This window comes from Leclercia barmai, assembly GCF_049312895.1.
Taxonomy (GTDB): domain Bacteria; phylum Pseudomonadota; class Gammaproteobacteria; order Enterobacterales; family Enterobacteriaceae; genus Enterobacter; species Enterobacter barmai.
This window is the reverse complement of sequence record NZ_JBMNWZ010000003.1, coordinates 382746-404916: the sequence shown is the minus strand read 5'-3', so window position 1 is coordinate 404916 and position 22171 is coordinate 382746. Positions and strand designations below refer to the sequence as shown.

At 58.1% G+C, this 22171-nt stretch carries 19 protein-coding genes and 1 tRNA gene; 12 read left to right on the top strand and 8 right to left on the bottom strand.

What is annotated here, in order from left to right:
* The first annotated feature begins 55 nt into the window (after positions 1-55).
* Positions 56-2758 carry a magnesium-translocating P-type ATPase gene (gene mgtA, locus ACOYA6_RS14560; protein WP_138370116.1) on the top strand — a complete coding sequence of 901 codons (2703 nt, stop codon included), beginning with the start codon at positions 56-58 and terminating at the stop codon, positions 2756-2758.
* A gap of 199 nt (positions 2759-2957) precedes the next feature.
* A complete protein-coding gene (locus tag ACOYA6_RS14555; protein ID WP_422654909.1) occupies positions 2958-5342 on the top strand; it encodes a beta-N-acetylhexosaminidase in 2385 nt (794 codons plus the stop codon).
* Between the two features lie 108 nt (positions 5343-5450).
* Here ACOYA6_RS14555 and gbpA read toward each other — a convergent pair whose 3' ends face one another.
* The 5 genes from gbpA to ACOYA6_RS14530 form a co-directional block, all read right to left on the bottom strand.
* Entirely contained in the window at positions 5451-6902 is a 1452-nt protein-coding gene (gene gbpA, locus ACOYA6_RS14550; protein WP_138370118.1) for an N-acetylglucosamine-binding protein GbpA, read from the bottom strand.
* Positions 6903-7085: 183 nt separating this feature from the next.
* Entirely contained in the window at positions 7086-7472 is a 387-nt protein-coding gene (ridA, locus tag ACOYA6_RS14545) for a 2-iminobutanoate/2-iminopropanoate deaminase (RefSeq protein WP_039030594.1), read from the bottom strand.
* 72 nt (positions 7473-7544) lie between these two features.
* Entirely contained in the window at positions 7545-8006 is a 462-nt protein-coding gene (pyrI, locus tag ACOYA6_RS14540; protein ID WP_039030593.1) for an aspartate carbamoyltransferase regulatory subunit, read from the bottom strand.
* 12 nt (positions 8007-8018) lie between these two features.
* Positions 8019-8951: an aspartate carbamoyltransferase gene (gene pyrB, locus ACOYA6_RS14535; protein ID WP_139564077.1), complete on the bottom strand. Its 933-nt coding sequence runs from the start codon at positions 8949-8951 to the stop codon at positions 8019-8021.
* A gap of 34 nt (positions 8952-8985) precedes the next feature.
* Positions 8986-9090 carry a pyrBI operon leader peptide gene (locus tag ACOYA6_RS14530; RefSeq protein WP_138370120.1) on the bottom strand — a complete coding sequence of 35 codons (105 nt, stop codon included), beginning with the start codon at positions 9088-9090 and terminating at the stop codon, positions 8986-8988.
* A 203-nt stretch (positions 9091-9293) separates the two neighbouring features.
* Here ACOYA6_RS14530 and ACOYA6_RS14525 point away from each other — a divergent pair, with 203 nt between their 5' ends.
* From ACOYA6_RS14525 to ACOYA6_RS14505, 5 genes are all read left to right on the top strand, one after another.
* Entirely contained in the window at positions 9294-9746 is a 453-nt protein-coding gene (locus ACOYA6_RS14525; RefSeq protein WP_138370121.1) for a YhcH/YjgK/YiaL family protein, read from the top strand.
* Positions 9747-10016: 270 nt separating this feature from the next.
* Positions 10017-10925, top strand: coding sequence for a dihydrodipicolinate synthase family protein (locus ACOYA6_RS14520; RefSeq protein WP_422654908.1), 909 nt, complete (start codon positions 10017-10019; stop codon positions 10923-10925).
* Positions 10926-10940: 15 nt separating this feature from the next.
* Positions 10941-12908 (top strand): xylonate dehydratase YagF, encoded by a 1968-nt coding sequence (gene yagF / locus ACOYA6_RS14515; RefSeq protein ID WP_422654907.1) that lies wholly within the window; start codon positions 10941-10943, stop codon positions 12906-12908.
* Positions 12909-13136: 228 nt separating this feature from the next.
* Entirely contained in the window at positions 13137-14519 is a 1383-nt protein-coding gene (locus ACOYA6_RS14510) for an MFS transporter (RefSeq protein WP_422654906.1), read from the top strand.
* A 12-nt stretch (positions 14520-14531) separates the two neighbouring features.
* Positions 14532-16145 (top strand): glycoside hydrolase family 43 protein, encoded by a 1614-nt coding sequence (locus tag ACOYA6_RS14505; protein ID WP_422654905.1) that lies wholly within the window; start codon positions 14532-14534, stop codon positions 16143-16145.
* Positions 16146-16149: 4 nt separating this feature from the next.
* Here ACOYA6_RS14505 and ACOYA6_RS14500 read toward each other — a convergent pair whose 3' ends face one another.
* The 3 genes from ACOYA6_RS14500 to argL form a co-directional block, all read right to left on the bottom strand.
* Positions 16150-16908, bottom strand: coding sequence for an IclR family transcriptional regulator (locus ACOYA6_RS14500; protein ID WP_039030588.1), 759 nt, complete (start codon positions 16906-16908; stop codon positions 16150-16152).
* A gap of 195 nt (positions 16909-17103) precedes the next feature.
* The gene (gene argF, locus ACOYA6_RS14495; protein WP_422654904.1) at positions 17104-18108 is read right to left on the bottom strand and encodes an ornithine carbamoyltransferase; all 1005 of its coding nucleotides are present in this window, start codon (positions 18106-18108) and stop codon (positions 17104-17106) included.
* Entirely contained in the window at positions 18078-18380 is a 303-nt protein-coding gene (gene argL, locus ACOYA6_RS14490) for a putative translational regulatory protein ArgL (protein WP_375540633.1), read from the bottom strand. Before argL ends, argF begins: the two co-directional genes overlap by 31 nt.
* Here argL and rraB point away from each other — a divergent pair.
* From rraB to ACOYA6_RS14465, 5 genes are all read left to right on the top strand, one after another.
* Positions 18273-18698: a ribonuclease E inhibitor RraB gene (gene rraB / locus ACOYA6_RS14485; protein WP_039030585.1), complete on the top strand. Its 426-nt coding sequence runs from the start codon at positions 18273-18275 to the stop codon at positions 18696-18698. The genes argL and rraB overlap by 108 nt on opposite strands.
* A 45-nt stretch (positions 18699-18743) precedes the next feature.
* Positions 18744-19502 (top strand): tRNA isopentenyl-2-thiomethyl-A-37 hydroxylase MiaE, encoded by a 759-nt coding sequence (gene miaE, locus ACOYA6_RS14480; protein ID WP_138370127.1) that lies wholly within the window; start codon positions 18744-18746, stop codon positions 19500-19502.
* Positions 19503-19518: 16 nt separating this feature from the next.
* A complete protein-coding gene (locus ACOYA6_RS14475) occupies positions 19519-20238 on the top strand; it encodes a topoisomerase II (RefSeq protein ID WP_422654903.1) in 720 nt (239 codons plus the stop codon).
* 114 nt (positions 20239-20352) lie between these two features.
* A tRNA-Leu gene (locus ACOYA6_RS14470) sits at positions 20353-20437 on the top strand.
* A gap of 197 nt (positions 20438-20634) precedes the next feature.
* Complete coding sequence (locus ACOYA6_RS14465; protein ID WP_422654902.1) at positions 20635-21897, top strand: tyrosine-type recombinase/integrase; 1263 nt, start codon at positions 20635-20637, stop codon at positions 21895-21897.
* Positions 21898-22171: the final 274 nt, after the last annotated feature.

Here is a 22171-nt window from a genome sequence, read left to right as displayed (position 1 = left end):
TGTCACGTCTGATGGCAAGACTGCGCCCGTTTTTTACGGGTGCGGGGGACTTCGTATGTTCAAAAATTTCACCCAACAGCTGTTCACCCGGCTGAGCCGCCATCTGCCGCGTCGTCTGGTGCAGCGTGCGCCAATGGCAACCGGTAAAACCGATGCCGCTGTTCCCGGCGCGCTTGCCGCCCACTGCCTGCGGGTCGCCGCAATGAAAGAGAATGCGCTCTGGCATGCATTCGCCAGCCACCCGGAAGGGTTGAATGCCACAGAGGTGGGGATCGCCCGCGCCCGCCATGGCAAGAATGAAATCCCGGCGCAAAAACCGGCCCGCTGGTGGGTTCATCTGTGGACCTGCTACCGCAATCCCTTCAACCTGCTGCTGACGGTGCTGGGGGTTATCTCCTATGCCACCGAAGACCTGTTTGCCGCCGGGGTGATCGCCCTGATGGTGGGCATCTCCACGCTGCTGAACTTCATTCAGGAAGCCCGTTCAACCCGCGCGGCGGATGCCCTCAAGGCGATGGTCAGCAACACCGCCACCGTCCTGCGCACCCTCAACGACAAAGGCGAAAGCGGCTGGCAGGAGATACCCATCGATCAGCTGGTGCCAGGGGATCTGGTCAAGCTGGCGGCCGGGGACATGATCCCGGCGGACCTGCGTATCCTCCAGGCACGCGACCTGTTCGTGGCGCAGGCCTCGCTGACCGGCGAATCCCTGCCGGTGGAGAAAGTGGCCCACAGCCGCGATCCGCAGCAGAGCAACCCGCTGGAGTGCGACACCCTGTGCTTTATGGGCACCACGGTGGTGAGCGGTACGGCGCAGGCGATGGTGATCGCGACAGGGGGCAACACCTGGTTTGGACAGCTGGCCGGGCGGGTCAGCGAGCAGGAGAGCGAGCCGAACGCCTTCCAGCAGGGGATTGGCCGCGTCAGCATGCTGCTGATCCGCTTTATGCTGGCGATGACCCCCATCGTGCTGCTGATTAACGGCTACACCAAAGGCGACTGGTGGGAAGCGGCGCTGTTTGCCCTCTCGGTGGCGGTGGGGCTCACCCCGGAGATGCTGCCGATGATTGTCACCTCGACCCTGGCGCGCGGGGCGGTAAAACTCTCGAAGCAAAAGGTGATCGTCAAACACCTCGACGCCATTCAGAACTTTGGCGCGATGGACATCCTCTGCACCGACAAAACCGGGACCCTGACCCAGGACAAGATCGTGCTGGAGCACCACACCGACGTTTCGGGCAAGATTTGCGAGCGGGTGCTGGAAACCGCGTGGCTGAACAGCCACTACCAGACCGGGCTGAAAAACCTGCTCGACGTTGCGGTGCTGGAAGGGGTGGACGAAGCCGCCGCCCGCACCCTCTCGACCCGCTGGCAGAAAGTGGATGAGATCCCCTTTGATTTCGAGCGTCGACGCATGTCGGTGGTGGTGAGTGAAGAGCAGGGCGTGCATCTGCTGATCTGCAAAGGGGCGCTGCAGGAGATCCTGAACGTCTCGACCCAGGTACGGCATCACGGGGAGATTGTCCCGCTGGACGAGAGCATGCTGCGGCGCATCCGGCGCGTGACCGACAACCTCAACCGCCAGGGGCTGCGCGTGGTGGCGGTGGCCAGCAAGTTTCTGCCGGCCCGCGAGGGCGATTACCAGCGCATCGATGAATCGGATCTGATCCTCGAGGGCTACATCGCCTTCCTCGATCCGCCGAAAGAGACCACGGCGCCAGCGTTAAAGGCGCTGAAAGAGAGCGGCATCACGGTGAAAATCCTCACCGGCGACAGCGAGCTGGTGGCGGCGAAAGTGTGCCGCGAAGTGGGTCTGGATGCGGGCGAAGTGGTGACGGGCAGCGAAATTGAAGCGCTGACTGACGACGCGCTGGCACTGCTGGCGAAGCGCACCACGCTCTTCGCGCGCCTGACCCCGATGCACAAAGAGCGCATCGTCACCCTGCTGAAGCGCGAAGGTCACGTGGTGGGCTTTATGGGGGATGGCATCAACGATGCCCCCGCGCTGCGTGCGGCGGATATCGGTATTTCGGTGGACGGGGCGGTGGATATCGCCCGCGAAGCGGCGGATATCATTCTGCTGGAGAAGAGCCTGATGGTGCTGGAAGAGGGGGTGATCGAAGGCCGCCGCACCTTCGCCAACATGCTCAAGTACATCAAAATGACCGCCAGCTCCAACTTCGGCAACGTCTTCAGCGTGCTGGTGGCGAGCGCGTTCCTGCCGTTCCTGCCGATGCTGCCGCTGCATCTGCTGATCCAGAACCTGATGTACGACATCTCCCAGGTAGCGATCCCGTTTGATAACGTCGACGAGGATCAGATCCAGAAGCCGCAGCGCTGGGACCCGGCAGAACTGGGCCGTTTCATGCTCTTTTTCGGGCCGATCAGCTCCATCTTTGACATTCTGACCTTCTGCCTGATGTGGTTTGTGTTCCACGCTAATACCCCGGAACAGCAGACCCTGTTCCAGTCCGGCTGGTTCGTGGTCGGGCTGCTGTCGCAAACGCTGATTGTGCATATGATCCGCACCCGCCGCATTCCGTTCCTCCAGAGCCGTGCCGCCTGGCCGCTGATCCTGATGACCGGCCTGGTGATGGTGCTCGGCATCGCGCTGCCGTTCTCGCCGCTGGCGGGCTATCTGCAACTGCAGGCGCTGCCGCTCAGCTACTTCCCGTGGCTGGTGGCGATCCTCGCCGGGTATATGGTGCTGACGCAGCTGGTGAAAGGATTCTATAGCCGCCGGTACGGGTGGCAGTAGGTTTTTGCCCGGCGGCGCTGCGCTTGCCGGGCCTGGGATCCACACGTAGGCCGGGTAAGGCGAAGCCGCCACCCGGCAAATGGCTTTTCTCCCAAATTCAACAACCTGTGATCTCCGTCATCCGCCGCGCTTGACGCTAATTTGCGCACATGTTAACAGAATGTTTTGCTTTTTTCGGCCCGTCAAATAAGGAACATTCATGTTACGGTACAGCCTCTTAACCGCCGGGCTTATGCTCGGCTTTTCTGCGTTTGCCGCCCCGGCAGGCGATCTCCCCCTGATGCCCTGGCCTGCCAAGGTTGAACGTCCTGCCACCCAGGGGGCGCTGGCCATCAACAATAATTTCCAGGTCAGCGTTTCCGGGGACGATCTCGGCGATGCGGTTGCCCGTCTGCGCCAGCGCGTGGCGCTGCAAACCGGCTGGACGCTCCAGCCTCAGGCGGACAAGCCGGAAAAACCGACCGTCACCATCGCCATCGCCCGTAAGGTGGACCCGCTGCCGAAACCGGACAGCGATGAAAGCTATAAGCTCACCGTCGACGCCAGCGGGGTTTCCATTACCGCCAACACACGTTTCGGCGCGCTGCGGGGGATGGAAACCCTGCTCCAGCTGATCCAGAACGGGCCTGAAAATACCTTTCTGCCGTGGGTCGCCATTGAGGATGCCCCGCGCTTCCCGTGGCGCGGCCTGCTGCTCGACTCCGCCCGCCACTTTATTCCGCTGGAGGACATCAAACGCCAGATCGACGGCATGGCGGCGGCGAAGCTCAACGTGCTGCACTGGCACTTAACCGACGATCAGGGCTGGCGATTTGCCTCGAAGCGCTACCCGAAACTGACCGAACTTGCCAGCGACGGGCTGTTCTACACCCAGGATCAGATGCGCGACGTGGTGCGCTACGCCGCCGCGCGTGGCGTTCGCGTGGTGCCGGAAATTGACATGCCCGGCCACGCCTCGGCCATCGCCGTGGCCTATCCGGAGCTGATGAGCGCCCCGGGGCCGTACCAGATGGAGCGCCACTGGGGCGTGCTTAAGCCGGTAATGGATCCTACCAAAGAGGCCACCTACGCCTTTGCCGGGGCGATGATCGCCGAACTGGCGGCGATCTTCCCGGATCCCTATCTGCACATCGGCGGCGATGAGGTGGACGACACCCAGTGGAAAAATAACCCGGCCATCCAGCAGTTTATGCGCGACAACAAGCTGGCCGACAGCCACGCGCTGCAGGCGTACTTCAACCGCAAGCTGGAGACGATCCTCGAGAAAAACCAGCGCCAGATGGTGGGCTGGGATGAGATCTACCACCCGGATCTGCCGAAAAGCATTCTGATCCAGTCCTGGCAGGGGCAGGACGCGCTGGGCGAGGTGGCAAAAAAAGGCTACAAGGGGATCCTCTCGACGGGCTTTTACCTTGATCAGCCCCAGTACACGGCCTATCACTACCGCAATGAGATCGTGCCGCAGGGGCTGAACAATGTGGACGTCATTACCGACAGCGACAGCGCCCAGAGCTGGTCATTCACCCTGCCGCGCCTGAAGGGCAAGCCGGTGGAGGGCAGCTTTACGCTGGTGAAAGGCGAGGCGGGCTGGCGCGGCTTTATCGATTTCAGCGGCAAATCCCGGCGGGCGGTGCAGGATATCGAATGGCGCAGCGACAACCAGGTGAGCTTCACCGTGGACACCTGGATGGGGGAGACCCGTCCGGTGGTGACGGTGAAAGACGACAAGATTGAGGGCTATTTCCTGCTGGGCAACAGCCGTTATCCGGTGACGGGCCAGCGGCTGGACGCGGTGCCGGAAGGGATCGCCCCGGCGGTGCCGGATGCCAGCCAGCAGGCCAATCTGCTGGGCGGCGAGGCGGCGCTGTGGGCGGAAAACGTCTCTGCACCGGTGCTGGATATTAAGCTCTGGCCGCGGGCGTTTGCGGTGGCGGAGCGGCTGTGGTCGGCCCAGGAGGTGAACGATATCGACAATATGTACACCCGCCTGCAGGCGATGGACAGCTGGTCGACAGTGTCGGTGGGGCTGCAGCAGCATGCCCGCCAGCAGGTGCAGTTCACGCGGCTCGGCAACACCACCGACACGCTGGCGCTGACGATCCTCGCCCAGGCGCTGGAGCCTGCGCAGTATTACACCCGTAACCATCTCAAGTTCCAGGCCGGGAATTACGATCTGTTTGAGCCGCTGAACCGCCTGGCCGACGCGCTATCGCCCGAGAGCAATACGGTGCGGCAGATGAACCACTGGGTGGAACGGCTGGTGAGCGATGCCGAAGACAGCGAAAGCGCGGAGTCGCTGCGCCATCTCTTTACCCGCTGGCAGACCAACACTCCGGACGCGCTGGCGCTGGCAGAAAACAGCTATCAGCTGAAAGCGATCAAACCGGTGATTCAGACGGTGGATAAGCTGGCGACGATTGGGCTGCGCTTAACGGATCTGGTGGCGCGTCAGGGAACGCTGGATGATACGGAGATTGCGTCGATTCAGGGCGAGCTGGATAACGCGGCGCAGATTCAGGATGAAGTGGTGATTGCGGCGGTTTATCCGCTGGAGAAACTGCTGCGCGCAACGCGCAATCAGTAAAAAAACGCCCGGTGGCGGCTTCGCCTTACCGGGCCTGGAAAAGCGCAGTCACGTAGGCCGGGCAAGCGAAGCGCCGCCCGGCACACAGACCGCACAATCCTCAACGTATTACTTCAGAGTCCACGCCATCTGCCAGTGAGAACCGACACCCGGTTCGAACTGGTTAGAGCCAGCGGAATACTGCACGCAGTAGCCGCTGTATGGCGCTTTCTTACACTGGTACGTTTTGCCATTTTTAGGCTGCAGTACCACGGTGCCTGCCTTGTAGGAAGAGAGGTTCTGCGGGAAGGTATAGTCGTATTTACCCGCGGTATCGGATGATGCTTCGTTTTCCAGCATCATATCGATCACATCCTGCGCGAACAGCACGCCATCTTTGTTGGTGGCGAAGTATTTCAGCATGTGGTGTCCGGCAGTCACGTCAGTCAGGTTCATGGTCACGTCCTGGTTGGCGTTGTTCATGTCCTGCTTCAGGTAGCCTTTTTCCGCACCCGCGTGGTTCAACGCACTGGCTTCCAGGCTGACATCGCCCTGGGTGTTCACGTGGAAGGTCACGGTTGCTGCGCCGTTCTTGATTTTGGAGAACTGCACGTTGGTGACGGCGATGTTTTCGCTCACCTGCGCCTGCTGCTCTTCATAAGAGATCGCCACGGATTTCAGCGTGCTGCCATCTTTCACATAGACGTTGTTCGCGCCGTGAACCGGGTTCACCACGCCGCTTTCGTCCTTCACACCGACACGGACATCGCTGTGCGCGGCGTTAATCGCCTGCGCCAGATCGAAGGACCACTGGCTTGCCTGACCCTGGGATGCAGAAGCCACGGTCAGTTCGGTACGCATGGAGGCGACTTCGCCGTTAGCATCGAAGAAGCGGGCAATGATTTTATCGCCTGCATTCACGTTATTCCCGGCGATCTGGCCGTCCAGGGTTTTCGTCCACTCGGATACCTGAGCCGGAGTCTCATCGTCAGGGATCACGTTGCCGCCGTTACCGAAATCAACGTCGATAGCCTGATAGAAGCTGTTAGTGGTATCTGCAATTTCCCATACCGCGTAAATAACCTGGTAGCCGGTACGCTGTGGCACGTTACAGGTCATATCCTGACGAACAGCTGGCGTCTGGCCATTACCGTTAACGGTACAGAATGGTGTGGATTCAAATTGATCGCGGGTCAGCGGTTTATTAGGATTCCAGTCTTGTTTGGTAATATACCAGCGCCAGTTGGTGGTTTTATGCGGAGCGGTGTGATACCAGGTAAATTTATTCGCACCCGCAGTAATAGGCGTTTTAGTCCAGGCGTTCATGCTCTGGCGATCGAGCTGGGAATACTGGGAGATACCGGCGCTGGCCAGCTGACCATCTGGCGGCAGTGCGCCCGTCGGGAAGCCAGATGTGCGTTCAACACTCTGTGGTTCATATTGTACAGAACCGCAATCGATATTTTTACCGAGCTTACACATATAGGCACGGCTGGCCGGAGTATCAACATAACCATGCGCTAAAGCCGATGAAGCAACCGTGAGTGTGGCAAGTGCCAACGCAATTTTAGACAGTTTCATTTTTATTCCATTAAAGAGGGGATTAATTATTTAGGCAGGGCTAGTCTCCTCTGGAATAAAAAATTAATCATTTCAGGCGGCGGCGAAAAATAACGGTGAAAATGCTTGAAGAATATTATTTGCTGTGTATTCAGAAAATAAAAAAGGCAGCCGAAGCTGCCTTTAACTTTTCATAATCAATAATTAGCGGCGCACGGCGATCGCTTCGATTTCGATTTTCACGTCTTTTGGCAGACGCGCCACTTCCACGCAGGAGCGCGCCGGGAAGCTGGCGTTATGCTCGGTGAAGAAGGCTTCGTAGGTGGCGTTAACGGTGGCGAAGTCGTTAAGATCTTTTACGAATACCGTTGTTTTAACGATATCGCCCACTTTCAGGCCAGCGGATTCGACGATCGCTTTGACGTTTTCCAGCGACTGACGCGCCTGAGCGGAGACGTCTTCCGGCACTTCACCGGTTTTTGGGTTTACCGGGATCTGGCCGGAGGTGATGATCATGCTGCCAAGATCAACGCCCTGAACGTATGGGCCGATTGCTGCAGGTGCATTTTCCGTCGCGAGTACTTTGGTCATGATTTCTCCTGAATAACAGCGTTATGAATGTCCCGGCCATTATAAAGAGCCGGGAAGGCATTACCACCGGGATTAGTTGGCCAGCACCACATTGTGGGAAAACTCTTTTTCACAGTATTTGCATTTGAGCGCGATGTCATCGGCGCGTTTTTTCACTGCAAAACTGGAATTTACCGGCTCAGCGTGGCTGATGCAGTTGCTGTTCGGACACACCAGCACGCTCTCAATGCGCTCCGGCAGGCTCGGGCGGGATTTACCCACCACTTCGTAGTCGTCGATGCGGTTGACGGTGGCTTCCGGGGCGTACAGCGACAGCTGGTTTACCTGCTCGTCGGTCAGGAAGGTGTTTTCGATTTTAATCAGGTCCTTACGGCCCATCTCGCCGGAAGGCAGGTTCAGGCCGATGGTGATGCGCTGGTCGGTTTCGGTCAGCTTGAACAGGGTCAGCAGCTTAAAGCCCACCTGCGCGGGGATGTGGTCAATTACGGTGCCGCGTTTGATGGCTTCGACCTGGAGTTTGTTATCGTGTGTCATTGTCATTTCCCCTTACAGAGCTAAATCGCGATTCAGAACCAGTGCCAGTAACGCCTGGCGGGCGAAGATGCCGTTCCCGGCCTGCTGGAAGTACCAGGCGTGCGGCGTCTTATCCACGTCGGTGGTGATCTCATCGATACGCGGCAGCGGGTGCAGCACCTTCATGTTGTTGCGTGCGCCTTCGAGGTCGCTGGCGCGCAGAACGAACTGCGCCTTGACGTTGGCGTACTCCGACGGATCCAGACGCTCTTTCTGCACGCGGGTCATATAGAGAATATCCACGTCGCCCATCACCTCTTCGATGCTGGCGTGCAGGCTCCACGGGATCCCTTTCTCATCCAGCATATCGAGGATGTACTGCGGCATCGCCAGCGCGTCCGGGGCGATAAAGTAGAAGCGGTTGCCGTTGAATTTCGCCAGCGCCTGGGTCAGGGAGTGGACGGTCCGGCCATATTTCAGGTCGCCGACCATGGCGATGTTCAGGTTCTCAAGCGTGCCCTGGGTCTCCTGAATGGTGAACAGATCCAGCAGGGTCTGGGTCGGATGCTGGTTAGCCCCGTCACCGGCGTTCAGCACCGGAATACCGCCGGAAAACTCGGTTGCCAGACGGGCCGCGCCCTCCTGCGGGTGACGCATCACGATGGCGTCGACGTAGGTGCTGATCACCGAGATGGTGTCCGCCAGGGTTTCGCCTTTTTTACCGAGCGACGTGTTGCTGCTGTCGGAGAAGCCCACGACGCTTGCGCCCAGACGGTGAATGGAGGTCTCAAACGACAGGCGGGTACGGGTGGAGGCTTCGAAGAAGCAGCTGGCGATCACCTTGTGCTTCAGCAGCTCCGGCTGCGGATTGGCTTTCAGTTTTGCCGCGGTTGCCAGAACCAGCTCCAGCTCTTCACGGCTGAGGTCGTTGATGGAAATGATGTGTTTTTGATAAAGCGGATTCATTTTTCTCTCCTGACGCCGGGCAAAAAAAAACCCCTCAAATGAGGGGCTTCTGGAATAGGGATTGCAACGGGAAGAAAAACGGCAGGCCAGCGTCTGATTTAAGACGCGCTGGGGCACTCTGTCGAACATGTTTGAGCATGCTTCCTCCTGGCAAATTGTGGGGCATTATACGCAGCCTGAATCATCGATCAAGCGAATAATGCACACTTTACGCAACGTAAAGGTTTCCGCATGCATGGTTATGCGCAAGAGCAAATCCCCACTAAAAAGTGGTGGTATGGCAGCTGAAATTCTCGTATAAAAGTTGAAAATGAAACGTTGTTTTATAATGAGGATTTAAACATGATCGTTGGCAACATCCACAACCTCCAGTCCTGGCTGCCGCAAGCGCTGCGTCAGGCGATCGAACACGTTAAAGCGCATGTGACAGACGCCACACCGACCGGCAAACACGACATCGACGGCAACAACCTGTTCTATCTGGTTTCTGAAGACATGACCCAGCCGTTCGCCGAGCGTCGCGCGGAGTATCACGCCCGCTATCTGGACATTCAGATCGTGCTGAAAGGCCAGGAAGGGATGACCTTCAGTACCCTGCCAAACGGCACGCCGGACACCGACTGGCTGGCGGACAAAGACATCGCGTTCCTGCCGGAAGGCGAGCAGGAAAAAACTGTAGTGCTGAGTGAAGGCGATTTCGTGGTCTTTTACCCGGGCGAAGTCCACAAGCCGCTGTGCGCGGTGGGCAACCCGGCGCAGGTGCGCAAGGTGGTGGTGAAGATGTTGGTAGGGTAAATACCCTTCATCATCACCCCTCACCCCTCACCCCTCACCCTAACCCTCTCCCCAGAGGGGAGAGGGGACTGCACGATGTGGTCTTTTCCCCCTCGCCCCTATGGGGAGAGGGCCGGGGTGAGGGGAAAAAAATTTGTGATCCAGCTTAAATTTCCCGCACTCCCTGTTCTCCTCTCATTTACCTGCGCTTTTTCTGCGTCATAGTATGATCGTTAAATAAGCGAACGCTGTTCTATAATGTAGAACAAAATGATTCAGCAAGGAGATCTCATGCAGCAGACCGTGCAGTTCTCGGGCATTATTCCCCCTGTCTCCACCATTTTCACCGCCGACGGAAAGCTGGATAAACCGGGCAGCGCCGCGCTCATCGACCATATGATCGACGCCGGTGTCGATGGCCTGTTCTTCCTGGGCAGCGGCGGCGAGTTTTCCCAGCTCAACACCGCCGAGCGCAAAGCGATCGCCGAATTTGCCATCGCCCACGTGAACCGTCGCGTGCCGGTGCTGATCGGCACCGGGGGCACTAACGCCCGGGAAACCATCGAGCTGAGCCAGCACGCCCAGCAGGCGGGGGCCGACGGCATCGTGGTGATCAACCCCTACTACTGGAAAGTCTCTGAAGCGAACCTGATCCGCTACTTTGAACAGGTGGCCGACAGCGTGACCTTGCCGGTGATCCTCTATAACTTCCCGGCGCTGACCGGGCAGGATCTGACCCCGCAGCTGGTTAAAACCCTGGTGGACTCCCGCGCCAATATCGTCGGGATCAAAGACACCATCGACTCCGTAGCCCATCTGCGCAGCATGGTCCTCACCGTTAAAGCGGCGCATCCGCACTTTGTGGTGCTGTGCGGCTATGACGATCACCTGTTCAACACCCTGCTGCTGGGCGGCGACGGGGCGATCTCCGCCAGCGGCAACTTTGCGCCGCAGGTGTCGGTCAAACTGCTGCAGGCGTTCCGCGACGGCGACCTGGCCCGGGCGGCGCAGTATCATCAAACGATGCTGCAAATTCCGCAGATGTATCAGCTGGATACGCCGTTTGTGAACGTGATCAAAGAGGCGATTGCGCTCTGCGTGCGTCCGGTCTCCACTCACGTGCTGCCGCCAGCCGGGCCGCTGAACGACGCGCGCAAGGCGCAGCTGAAAACGCTGCTGCAACAGCTCAAGCTCTGCTGAAGCCGGAAGGTCACGATGTCGATAGAAACCATTTTTACCCCGCAGGATGACGCCTTCTATTCGGTGATCACCCACGCGGCCGGGCCGCAGGGGGCGCTGCCCCTGACCCCGCAGATGCTGATAGAATCCCCCAGCGGCAATCTGTTTGGCATGACGCAAAACGCAGGAATGGGCTGGGATGCGAATAAGCTCACCGGCAAAGAGGTGCTGATTATCGGCACCCAGGGCGGGATCCGCGCCGGAGATGGCCGCCCGGTTGCGCTGGGTTACCACACCGGCCACTGGGAGATTGGCCTGCAGATGCAGGCGGCGGCAAAAGAGATTACCCGCAACGGCGGGATCCCCTTTGCCGCCTTCGTCAGCGATCCCTGCGATGGTCGATCCCAGGGCACCCACGGGATGTTTGACTCCCTGCCGTACCGCAACGATGCGGCAATCGTGTTTCGCCGTCTGATTCGTTCCCTGCCCACGCGCCGGGCGGTGATTGGCGTCGCCACCTGCGACAAAGGCCTGCCCGCCACCATGATCGCCCTGGCCGCGATGCACAACCTGCCGACCATTCTGGTGCCGGGTGGTGCCACGCTGCCGCCGACGTTCGGCGAAGATGCGGGTAAAGTGCAGACCATCGGCGCGCGCTACGCCAACCATGAACTCTCTTTGCAGGAGGCCGCCGAGCTGGGCTGCCGCGCCTGCGCCTCGCCGGGGGGCGGCTGTCAGTTCCTCGGCACCGCAGGCACGTCACAGGTGGTGGCCGAAGCCTTAGGCCTGGCATTGCCGCACTCGGCGCTGGCGCCGTCAGGCCAGGACGTGTGGCTGGAGATCTCCCGCCAGTCCGCCCGGGCGGTGTTTGAGCTGGATAACCGCGGGATCACCACCCGGGATATTCTCACCGATAAAGCGATTGAGAACGCGATGGTGATCCACGCCGCGTTTGGCGGTTCCACCAACCTGCTGCTGCACATTCCGGCCATCGCCCACGCGGCGGGCTGCACCATTCCTGACGTGGAGCACTGGACGCGGATCAACCGCAAGGTGCCGCGGCTGGTGAGCGTCCTGCCGAACGGACCGGATTATCACCCGACGGTGCGGGCGTTCCTCGCGGGCGGCGTGCCGGAGGTGATGCTCCATCTGCGCGATCTGGGCCTGCTGCATCTGGATGCCATGACCGTTACCGGTCAGACGGTGGGGGAAAACCTCGACTGGTGGCAGGGCTCGGAACGGCGGGAACGCTTCCGCCAGTGCCTGCGCGAGCAGGACGGCGTTGAACCGGATGACGTGATCCTGCCGCCGGAGCGCGCTAAAGCCCGCGGGCTCACCTCCACGGTGGCCTTTCCGATGGGCAACATCGCCCCGGAAGGTTCGGTGATCAAGGCCACCGCCATCGACCCGTCGGTGGTGGGGGAGGACGGGGTCTACCGTCACACCGGCCGGGCGCGGGTGTTTGTCTCGGAAGCCCGGGCGATCAAGGCGATTAAAAGCGGCGAGATTGAGCAGGGCGACATCATGGTGGTGATCGGCGGCGGGCCGTCCGGCACCGGCATGGAGGAAACCTACCAGCTGACCTCGGCGCTGAAGCATATCTCCTGGGGTAAAACGGTGTCGCTTATTACCGATGCCCGCTTCTCGGGCGTCTCCACCGGGGCCTGTTTTGGTCACGTCGCCCCCGAAGCGCTGGCCGGTGGGCCGATTGGCAAGCTGCGGGACAACGACATTATCGAAATCGCGGTGGACCGTCTGGCCCTGACCGGCAGCGTGAATTTTATCGGCACGGCACAGGTACCGCTCACCCCGCTGGAGGGGGCGATGGAGCTGGCCCGTCGTGAGCCGCACCCTGATCTGCATGCCCATGAATTTTTACCGGACGATACGCGTCTGTGGGCGGCATTACAGTCGGTCAGCGGCGGCACCTGGAAAGGCTGTATTTACGACACCGATAAAATCATTGAGGTAATTAACGCCGGCAAAAAAGCGCTCGGACTTTAATTATATTTATCACTTTTGTCGTCTGCGGAAATATTCCGCGGACGGCTTTGTTGTTCCTGTTATTAATTACCTAAAATCAAATGGTTATCTTATTTCGAGGGGCATCACAAAAGCAAAATAACGTAATTCAGAAACAAGATATGACCATTGCTGGTTAATTGAACAGCTCATTACACTCTATTAACACGATGTTGTAAATTCAGCACACTAAATAAGGGTGTATTTCTGATGATGCAATTAACCATGAAAGATAAAATTGGCTACGGGCTGGGTGACACCGCCTGCGGCTTTGTCTGGCAGGCGACCATGTTCCTGCTCGCCTATTTCTACACCGATGTGTTTGGCCTGTCGGCCGGGATTATGGGCACGCTGTTCCTGGTCTCCCGCGTGCTGGATGCGGTGACCGACCCGCTGATGGGGCTGCTGGTGGACCGCACCCGCACCCGCCACGGCCAGTTCCGCCCGTTCCTGCTGTGGGGGGCGATCCCGTTTGGCATCGTCTGCATGCTCACCTTCTACACCCCGGATTTCTCCGCCAACGGCAAAATTATCTACGCCTGCGTCACCTACATCCTGCTGACCCTGGTTTATACCTTCGTTAACGTGCCGTACTGCGCCATGCCGGGGGTGATCACCGCCGATCCGAAAGAGCGTCACGCCATGCAGTCGTGGCGATTCTTCCTTGCCGCAGCCGGATCGCTGGCGATCAGCGGCATTGCCCTGCCGCTGGTGGGGATCATCGGTAAAGGCAACGAACAGCTCGGCTACTTTGGCGCGATGTGCGTGCTGGGGCTCTGCGGCGTGGTGCTGCTCTACGTCTGCTTCTTCACCACCAAAGAGCGCTACACCTTTGAGGTGCAGCCGGGCTCGTCGGTCAAAAAAGATCTTAAGCTGCTGCTCGGCAACAGCCAGTGGCGGATCATGTGCGCCTTCAAGATGATGGCGACCTGTTCCAACGTCGTGCGCGGCGGGGCGACGCTCTACTTCGTGAAATATGTGATGGATCACCCGGAGATGGCGACCCAGTTCCTGCTCTACGGCAGCATCGCCACCATGTTTGGTTCGCTCTGTTCTTCGCGCCTGCTGGGCCGTTTCGACCGGGTGAAGGCCTTCAGGTGGATCATCGTCATTTACTCCCTGATCAGCCTGCTGATCTTCTTCACCCCGGCCGAACATATGGCCCTGATTTTTGCCCTCAACATCCTGTTCCTGTTCGTCTTTAACACCACCACGCCGCTGCAGTGGCTGATGGCCTCCGACGTGGTGGATTACGAAGAGAGCCGCAGCGGCCGTCGTCTGGACGGGCTGGTGTTCTCCACCTACCTGTTCAGCCTGAAGATCGGCCTGGCGATCGGCGGCGCGGTGGTGGGCTGGATCCTGGCCTGGGTTAACTACTCCGCCAGCAACAGCGTGCAGCCGGTTGAGGTGCTAACCACCATCAAAATTCTGTTCTGCGTGGTGCCGGTGGTGCTCTACGTGGGCATGTTCACCATGCTGTCGTTCTATAAGCTCTCGGATGCGCGGGTGGAAGCCATCAGCAAGCAGTTACTCAAAAATCGCGCGGCGCAGGGGGATGCGATCCCTGACGCGGCGACGGCGGCATCTCATTAAGCAGGAGGCACTATGTACACCATTACCAACCCGATCCTGACCGGCTTCAACCCGGACCCGTCGATGTGCCGTCAGGGCGAGGATTACTACATCGCCACCTCGACCTTTGAGTGGTTCCCGGGCGTGCGTATTTACCACTCCCGCGACCTGAAAAACTGGCGGCTGGTGAGCACCCCGCTGGATCGCGTGTCGATGCTGGATATGAAGGGCAACCCGGACTCCGGCGGCATCTGGGCGCCGTGCCTGAGCTACGCCGACGGGCAGTTCTGGCTGCTCTACACTGATGTGAAAATTGTCGATTCCCCGTGGAAAAACGGGCGCAACTTCCTGGTGACCGCTCCCTCCATTGAGGGGCCGTGGAGCGAGCCGATCCCGATGGGCAACGGCGGGTTCGATCCCTCGCTGTTCCATGACGACGATGGCCGCAAATACTACCTCTACCGCCCGTGGGGGCCGCGCCATCACAGCAATCCGCATAACACCATTGTGATGCAGGAGTTTGATCCGCAGACCCGCACGCTGTCGCCCGAGCGGAAAACCCTCTTCACCGGCACGCCGCTGTGCTACACCGAAGGGGCGCATCTCTACCGCAAGGAGGGCTGGTACTATCTGCTGGTCGCCGAGGGGGGCACCAGCTACGAGCACGCAGTGGTGGTGCTGCGGGCCAGAAACATCGACGGGCCTTATGAGCTGCACCCCGATGTGACGATGATGACCAGCTGGCACCTGCCGGAAAATCCGCTGCAAAAGAGCGGCCACGGCTCGCTTCTGGAAACCCACACCGGCGAGTGGTACATGGCGTATCTCACCAGCCGCCCCCAGCGCCTGCCGGGCATTCCGCTGCTGGCCTCCGGCGGGCGGGGCTACTGCTCCCTGGGGCGTGAGACGGGGATCGCACGCATCGAATGGCGCGACGGCTGGCCATACGTCGAAGGGGGTAAACATGCCCAGGTGACGGTGCCGGGCCCGCAGATGACCGAGAGCGCAGCCGTGACGCAGGACGCCTGGCGGGACGACTTCGACGGCGAGCGCCTCGACCCGGAGTTGCAGACGTTGCGTATTCCGTTCGACGACTCTCTTGGCTCGCTGCGGGCGCGTAAAGGCTTCCTGCGGCTGTACGGCAACGACTCCCTTAACTCGACCTTTACCCAGTCCACCGTGGCGCGCCGCTGGCAGCACGTCGCCTTTCGCGCCGAGACGCGCATGGAATTTTCGCCGCGTCACTTCCAGCAGAGCGCCGGGTTAACCTGCTACTACAACAGCAAAAACTGGAGCTACTGCTTTGTCGATTATGAGGAGGGGAAGGGCAGAACCCTGAAGGTGATCCAGCTTGACCACAACGTGCCGTCATGGCCGCTGCACGAGCAGCCGATCCTGGTACCGGATGAGGCGCAGAGCGTCTGGCTGCGGGTAGATGTCGATCGTCTGGTCTACCGCTACAGCTACTCCTTTGACGGCGAGACGTGGCAGACCGTGCCGGTCACCTATGAGGCGTGGAAGCTGTCGGATGACTATATCGGCGGGCGAGGCTTCTTTACCGGGGCCTTTGTCGGGCTGCACTGCGAAGATATCAGCGGCGACGGATGTCACGCCGACTTTGACTACTTCACCTACGAGCCGGTATAACGGCTCAGGCCGGGTAGCCCAGCGCGCGTGAGAGCTGGCGCCCGGCCTCCTGCAGCTGCTCGCGAAAGCGGGCCAGTTCCTCGTCGTCCACGCGGGAGGTTAAGGTCGACAGGCTCAGGGCGGCAATGACCCGGGACTCATGGTTACGCACCGGCACCGACACGCAGCGCACCCCCTGTTCGTTCTCTTCGCTGTCCAGGGCATAGCCCTGCTCGCGGGTTTGCGCCAGCGCGGCCAGCAGCGCCTCGCGGGAGGCCAGCGTCGCCGGAGTAAAGGTGGTGTACTGATAGCCTTCCAGCAGGGTGTTCAGCTCGGCGTCGCTCAGCCAGGCGATCAGCACTTTGCCGATGGCGGTGGCATGTACCGGCAGGCGACGACCAATGCGCGAGTAGGCGATGGCCGCCAGCTTGCCCTCAATCTTTTCGATATAGACCCCTTCGCGCCCGTCCAGAATGCCCAGATGGGTGGTCTGCCCGGTGCGCTCCGACAGCTCGGTCAGAAAATGCTTCGCCTTCTGGCGAATATCCATGGTGCTCACCACAAAGTGGCCGCGCTCGACCAGCTTCATGCCCGGGCGATATTTGCCGTTCTCCGGGTTCTGATCGATATAGCCGTGCAGCTGCAGGGTTTTGAGAAGCGAGTGAAGGGTGCTTTTACTCAGGCCCATCTGTTTACTGATGTCGGTGATTTTAAGTTCCGTCGCCTGTTCGTTAAACAGATCGAGGATCTGTAAGGCACGTTCAACAGATTGAATAATAGGCATGAGATCGGCTTATCCGCGCTGGAATTAAGGCGAAAACGTACCTTTTTTGGGCAGGAAAATCAATTGAGTGGAACGATCTGCCCCAGTACCTGTACAAGGTAAACACTAAAAACGGCAACATCGTTGCCGTTTTTAGTGTTTATTCCCTCTCCCTGTGGGAGAGGGTCAGGGTGAGGGCACCAGACCGCAGAGGACTTAACCCCCAAGCGTCGCCACCATCACTGCCTTAATGGTGTGCATGCGGTTTTCAGCCTGATCAAATACCACGCTTGCCGCAGATTCAAAGACCTCGTCCGTCACTTCCATCCCGCCGTGCAGATCGAACTCTTTCGCCATCTGCTTGCCGAGCGTCGTCTGATCGTCGTGGAACGCCGGCAGACAGTGCAGGAACTTGACGTCCGGATTGCCGGTGAGCGCCATCATCTGGGCATTCACCTGATAGCCACGCAGCAGGGCGATACGCTCGGCCCACTTCTCTTTGGGCTCGCCCATCGACACCCACACGTCGGTGTAGATAAAGTCCGCGCCCTTCACGCCTGCCGCCACGTCTTCCGTCAGGGTGATTTTGCCGCCGTTCTTTTCTGCCAGCGCGCTGCACTCTGCTACCAGGCTCGCTTCCGGCCAGCAGGCTTTGGGCGCAACCAGACGCAGATCCAGCCCGGTGAGCGCCGCCGCTTCCAGCATCGAGTTACCCATGTTGTTACGCGCATCGCCGGTATAGACCAGCACCATCTCGTTAAACGCCTTGCCCGGCAGATGCTCCTGCATGGTGAGCAGGTCCGCCAGCAGCTGGGTCGGATGGAACTCGTTGGTCAGCCCGTTCCACACCGGCACACCGGCAAATTCCGCCAGGGTTTCGACAACTTCTTGTCCGTGCCCGCGATACTGGATGCCGTCGTACATCCGGCCCAGCACGCGAGCGGTATCTTTAATTGATTCTTTATGCCCAATCTGGCTGCCGCTCGGCCCGAGATAAGTGACGCGTGCGCCCTGGTCAAATGCGGCAACTTCGAAAGAGCATCGGGTGCGGGTCGAGTCTTTTTCGAAGATGAGCGCGATGTTTTTGCCAGTAAGCTTCTGTACTTCAGTGCCTTTTTTCTTATCAGACTTCAGCTTCGCCGACAGCGCAAGCAGGGACGTGATTTGTGCAGGGGTAAAATCGAGCAATTTCAGGAAGTGTTTTTTATACAGTTCAGACATTTTATCCTCACATGGCAAAGGCCACTTATTGAATTAAAATTCACTTTATAAGTATTAATATTCACTTGCAACCCCGTTTCACAAATCTTTCTTACAAAGGTGGAGGCAAACACATCCGTGTGTGAAAATAGAAGTATCTGCCGCACTTTAAAGAGGAACGAGCCATGGCAAACCCAGAACTGCTGGAAGAACAGCGCGAAGAGACGCGACTGATTATTGAAGAACTGCTGGAAGACGGCAGCGATCCGGATGCGCTGTACACCATCGAGCATCATTTCTCTGCGGATGATTTCGAAGCGCTGGAAAAGCTGGCGGTTGAAGCGTTCCGCCTGGGTTACGAAGTGACGGAGCCGGAAGAGCTGGAAGTGGAAGAGGGCGACACCGTCATCTGCTGCGATATCCTGAGCGAAGGCGCGCTGAAGGCAGAGCTGATCGACGCCCAGGTTGAACAGCTGATGGACCTGGCCGAACGTTTTGAAGTGGAATACGACGGCTGGGGCACCTACTTCGAAGATCCGAACGGCGAAGAAGGTGACGACGAAGACGACGAAGATTTCATCGACGAAGATGACGACGGCGTGCGTCACTAAGTGTTATTTGCGGTGGCCTTTGCCACCGCTTTTCCAGGTACAAAAATGGATTACCCGCAGATACTCGCCCCTGTTTTAAACTTCCTCCAGTGTCCGACCCCGCAAGCGTGGATTGATAAAGCCCGCGACCCGGCGAACCTGCCGCTGCTGCTCACCGACCACATGGTGTGCGAGCTCAAAGCCGCCCAGACCGCGCTGCTATTAGTGCGAAAATACGTCGCCGACGAGAGCGGAGCCGACGCGCTGCTCGAGTGGCTCAGACCCTACGAAGCTTTTACTTTCCGCGAAGGTCCGGAACCGGATTTTGTCGCCCTGCACAAGCAGATTGGCAAAAGCGTAATGCCCAAGACCGACGACCCCTGGGGCCAGGCGCTCATCGACAGCATGGTGCTGTTGATTAAAGAGGAGCTGCACCATTTCTGGCAGGTGCGGGAGGCGATGCTGATGCGTAACATTCCCTACGTCAAAATCACCGCCAGCCGCTACGCTAAAGGGATGCTGAAAGCCGTGCGCACCCACGAGCCGCTGACGCTGATCGACAAGCTGATTTGCGGCGCCTATATCGAAGCGCGCTCCTGTGAACGCTTCGCCGCGCTGGCGCCGTTCCTCGACGAGGATCTGCAGAAGTTTTATCTGTCGCTGCTGCGCTCCGAGGCGCGGCACTATCAGGACTATTTGCGTCTGGCGCAGCAGGTCAGCGATGACGACATCACCCCACGCGTGAAGCTGTTTGGCGAGGTGGAGGCGGAGCTTATCTTATCGCCCGACACCGAGTTCCGCTTCCACAGCGGGGTGCCGGTTTAATAACAAAAGGCAGGGAATGATGAAAAAGGGTTTACGTATCGCCATCGCCGTCGTGGTGGGTATGGTGGCAGCAGGCTGGTTTTATCGCGACAACGCGCCCAGCACCGAACAGCAGCTGGATACCGCGCTCAGCAGCATGCCGGTGTGGCAGGTGATCAAGGAGCAGGAGCCGGCGTTCCGCAAACAGGTGCAGGACGAGATGCTGGCTCTGCAGAAAGCGGGTAAAAACGAGCAGCAGATTATCGACACCCTGCAGCCAAAGATTTTGAAGCTGCAGATGGCGCGCCTGCAAACCGCCCCGGACGCCAACGTGGTGGCGTATATGAAGCTCAACATGGAGCAGACCGCTGCCATGCAGAAGGTGAGCGATGACAGCTGCTTCCGCTTCCTCTACCCGGAGGTGAAGGGCGGCGTCAACCCGATGCGTCTGCTGGATAAGGATCTGATGCAGCGCCGCATGCAGGCCGACGTCGACATGATGCGCGCCGCCGTTGGGCCGGATAAACACACCGTGACGCCGCAGGAGATTAAACAGGCCGAGACGGATGTCGTGCCGATTGTCCAGAAGCTGACGACGAAGTACGGCGACGATATCGAGCTGCTGCAGGCACCGCAAAAAGGGCAGGGCAAAGAGAAGCAGAGCTGTGACCTGGTGCAGGATCTGTGGAACAACGTGCTGGCCCTGCCGGAGCCGAACGCCGCCGGGCTGATACGCTATGCGGTGTCGGACCTGTAAGGGCGGAGTGGGTTACGCTGGTTTTTTGGACACTTAGCGAAACAACCGTACGTCGCCGCTTGCATGGCGGCGTGCGACAGGTATAATCCACAACGTTTCCGCATCCCCTTCAGTGCCGAAGTGGCGAAATCGGTAGACGCAGTTGATTCAAAATCAACCGTAGAAATACGTGCCGGTTCGAGTCCGGCCTTCGGCACCATCGGAACATCAATAGACGTCAACGGACGTCTTTTTTTGTGCCTGAAATCCAGTATCCGCAAGGCATTCCGCCAAATTTCATTCAACTGATGTCAACTGTGTCTATCCACATCAAGTCGCTTGTGAGTATAGAACCGAGTATACATGCTGGTTCAATAATGGTTATATACTCACAGCGGTGCATGGAAGGAAACCGTTATGGCTCTTACAGATATCAAAGTACGTACAGCAAAACCCGATGCAAAGGAATACTCGCTGGCTGATGGCGATGGCATGTCTTTGTTGGTGCATCCTAATGGGTCCAAGTACTGGCGCTTTCGTTTTCGCTTTGGCGGAAAGCAGTACCTGATGGCATTTGGTGTTTATCCTGAAACTTCTTTAGCCGATGCTCGTCAGAAGAGAGAAGAGGCGAGAAGGTTAGTTGCTGCCGGTATTGATCCCCGTGAACATAAACGCGCAGTGAAAGAAGAGCAGGCAAAAGAAGTTATCACTTTTGAATCTGTTGCCAGAGATTGGCATGCCAGCAATCAAAAGTGGTCAGATTCCCACAGTGGGCGTGTTCTTAAAAGCCTGGAAGATAATTTGTTTGCTGCGATTGGTAAACGAAATATCACTGAGCTAAAGACGCGAGATCTTCTTATCTCCATCAAAGCCGTAGAGATGTCTGGACGTCTTGAGGTGGCTGCGCGTCTACAACAACGCACGACTGCGATTATGCGATTCGCCGTACAGAGCGGCTTAATCGACTACAACCCCGCGCAAGAAATCGCAGGTGCTGTCGCCACTGCTAAGCGACAGCATCGCGCAGCATTAGAGCTCAACCGCATTCCTGAACTACTTCATTGTATCGGTACATATACCGGCAGACCACTAACACGCTTAGCTGTCGAGTTGACCTTGTTAGTTATCATCCGCTCTAGTGAGTTACGTTTTGCTCGCTGGGCAGAAGTCGATTTCGAAAACGCTATGTGGACGATCCCGGGAGAACGTGAACCATTGGAAGGTGTGAAGCATTCATATCGAGGTTCAAAAATGCGGACTCCTCATCTTGTTCCTTTATCCCGTCAGGCTCTGACCATTCTAGAACAGATCAAAAGCATGAGTGGAAACCATGAGCTGATTTTCGTTGGCGATCATAATCCGCGTAAGCCGATGAGTGAGAACACCGTGAATAAGGCGCTTCGGGTAATGGGCTATGACACGAAAGTCGAAGTCTGTGGCCATGGTTTTCGCACAATGGCGTGTAGTTCGTTGATAGAGTCAGGGCTGTGGTCGAGGGATGCGGTAGAGCGGCAGATGAGCCATATGGAGCATAACTCTGTGCGGGCAGCGTATGTCCATAAGGCAGAGTTTATCGATGAACGTAAGTTGATGCTGCAATGGTGGGCGGATTATTTGGATGTGAATCGGGAGAAGGGGATTAGTCCGTTCGATTTTGCCAAGATTGCGTTAGAAAAGTAACATCATTTTTAATGATAGTTTATTAAGTTTAACAGCTTAACTATCATGGGGCTAATGGATTTTAGATGTCTATTCACTCTTCACGTTTTCAGTTTATCATGTTTGTTTTACATTTTTTCAGTGAAGAGATCATCAATAGTATGAAACATGAGAGCTACCTATTATTTTGTGCGATGATTAAATGCACAAATGAACCGGTAGCTCTCAACAAGCAGTTTCAACTTATACCTGCTAATTATGTATTGGCAATGCCATGTGGCTATATTCCCAATAA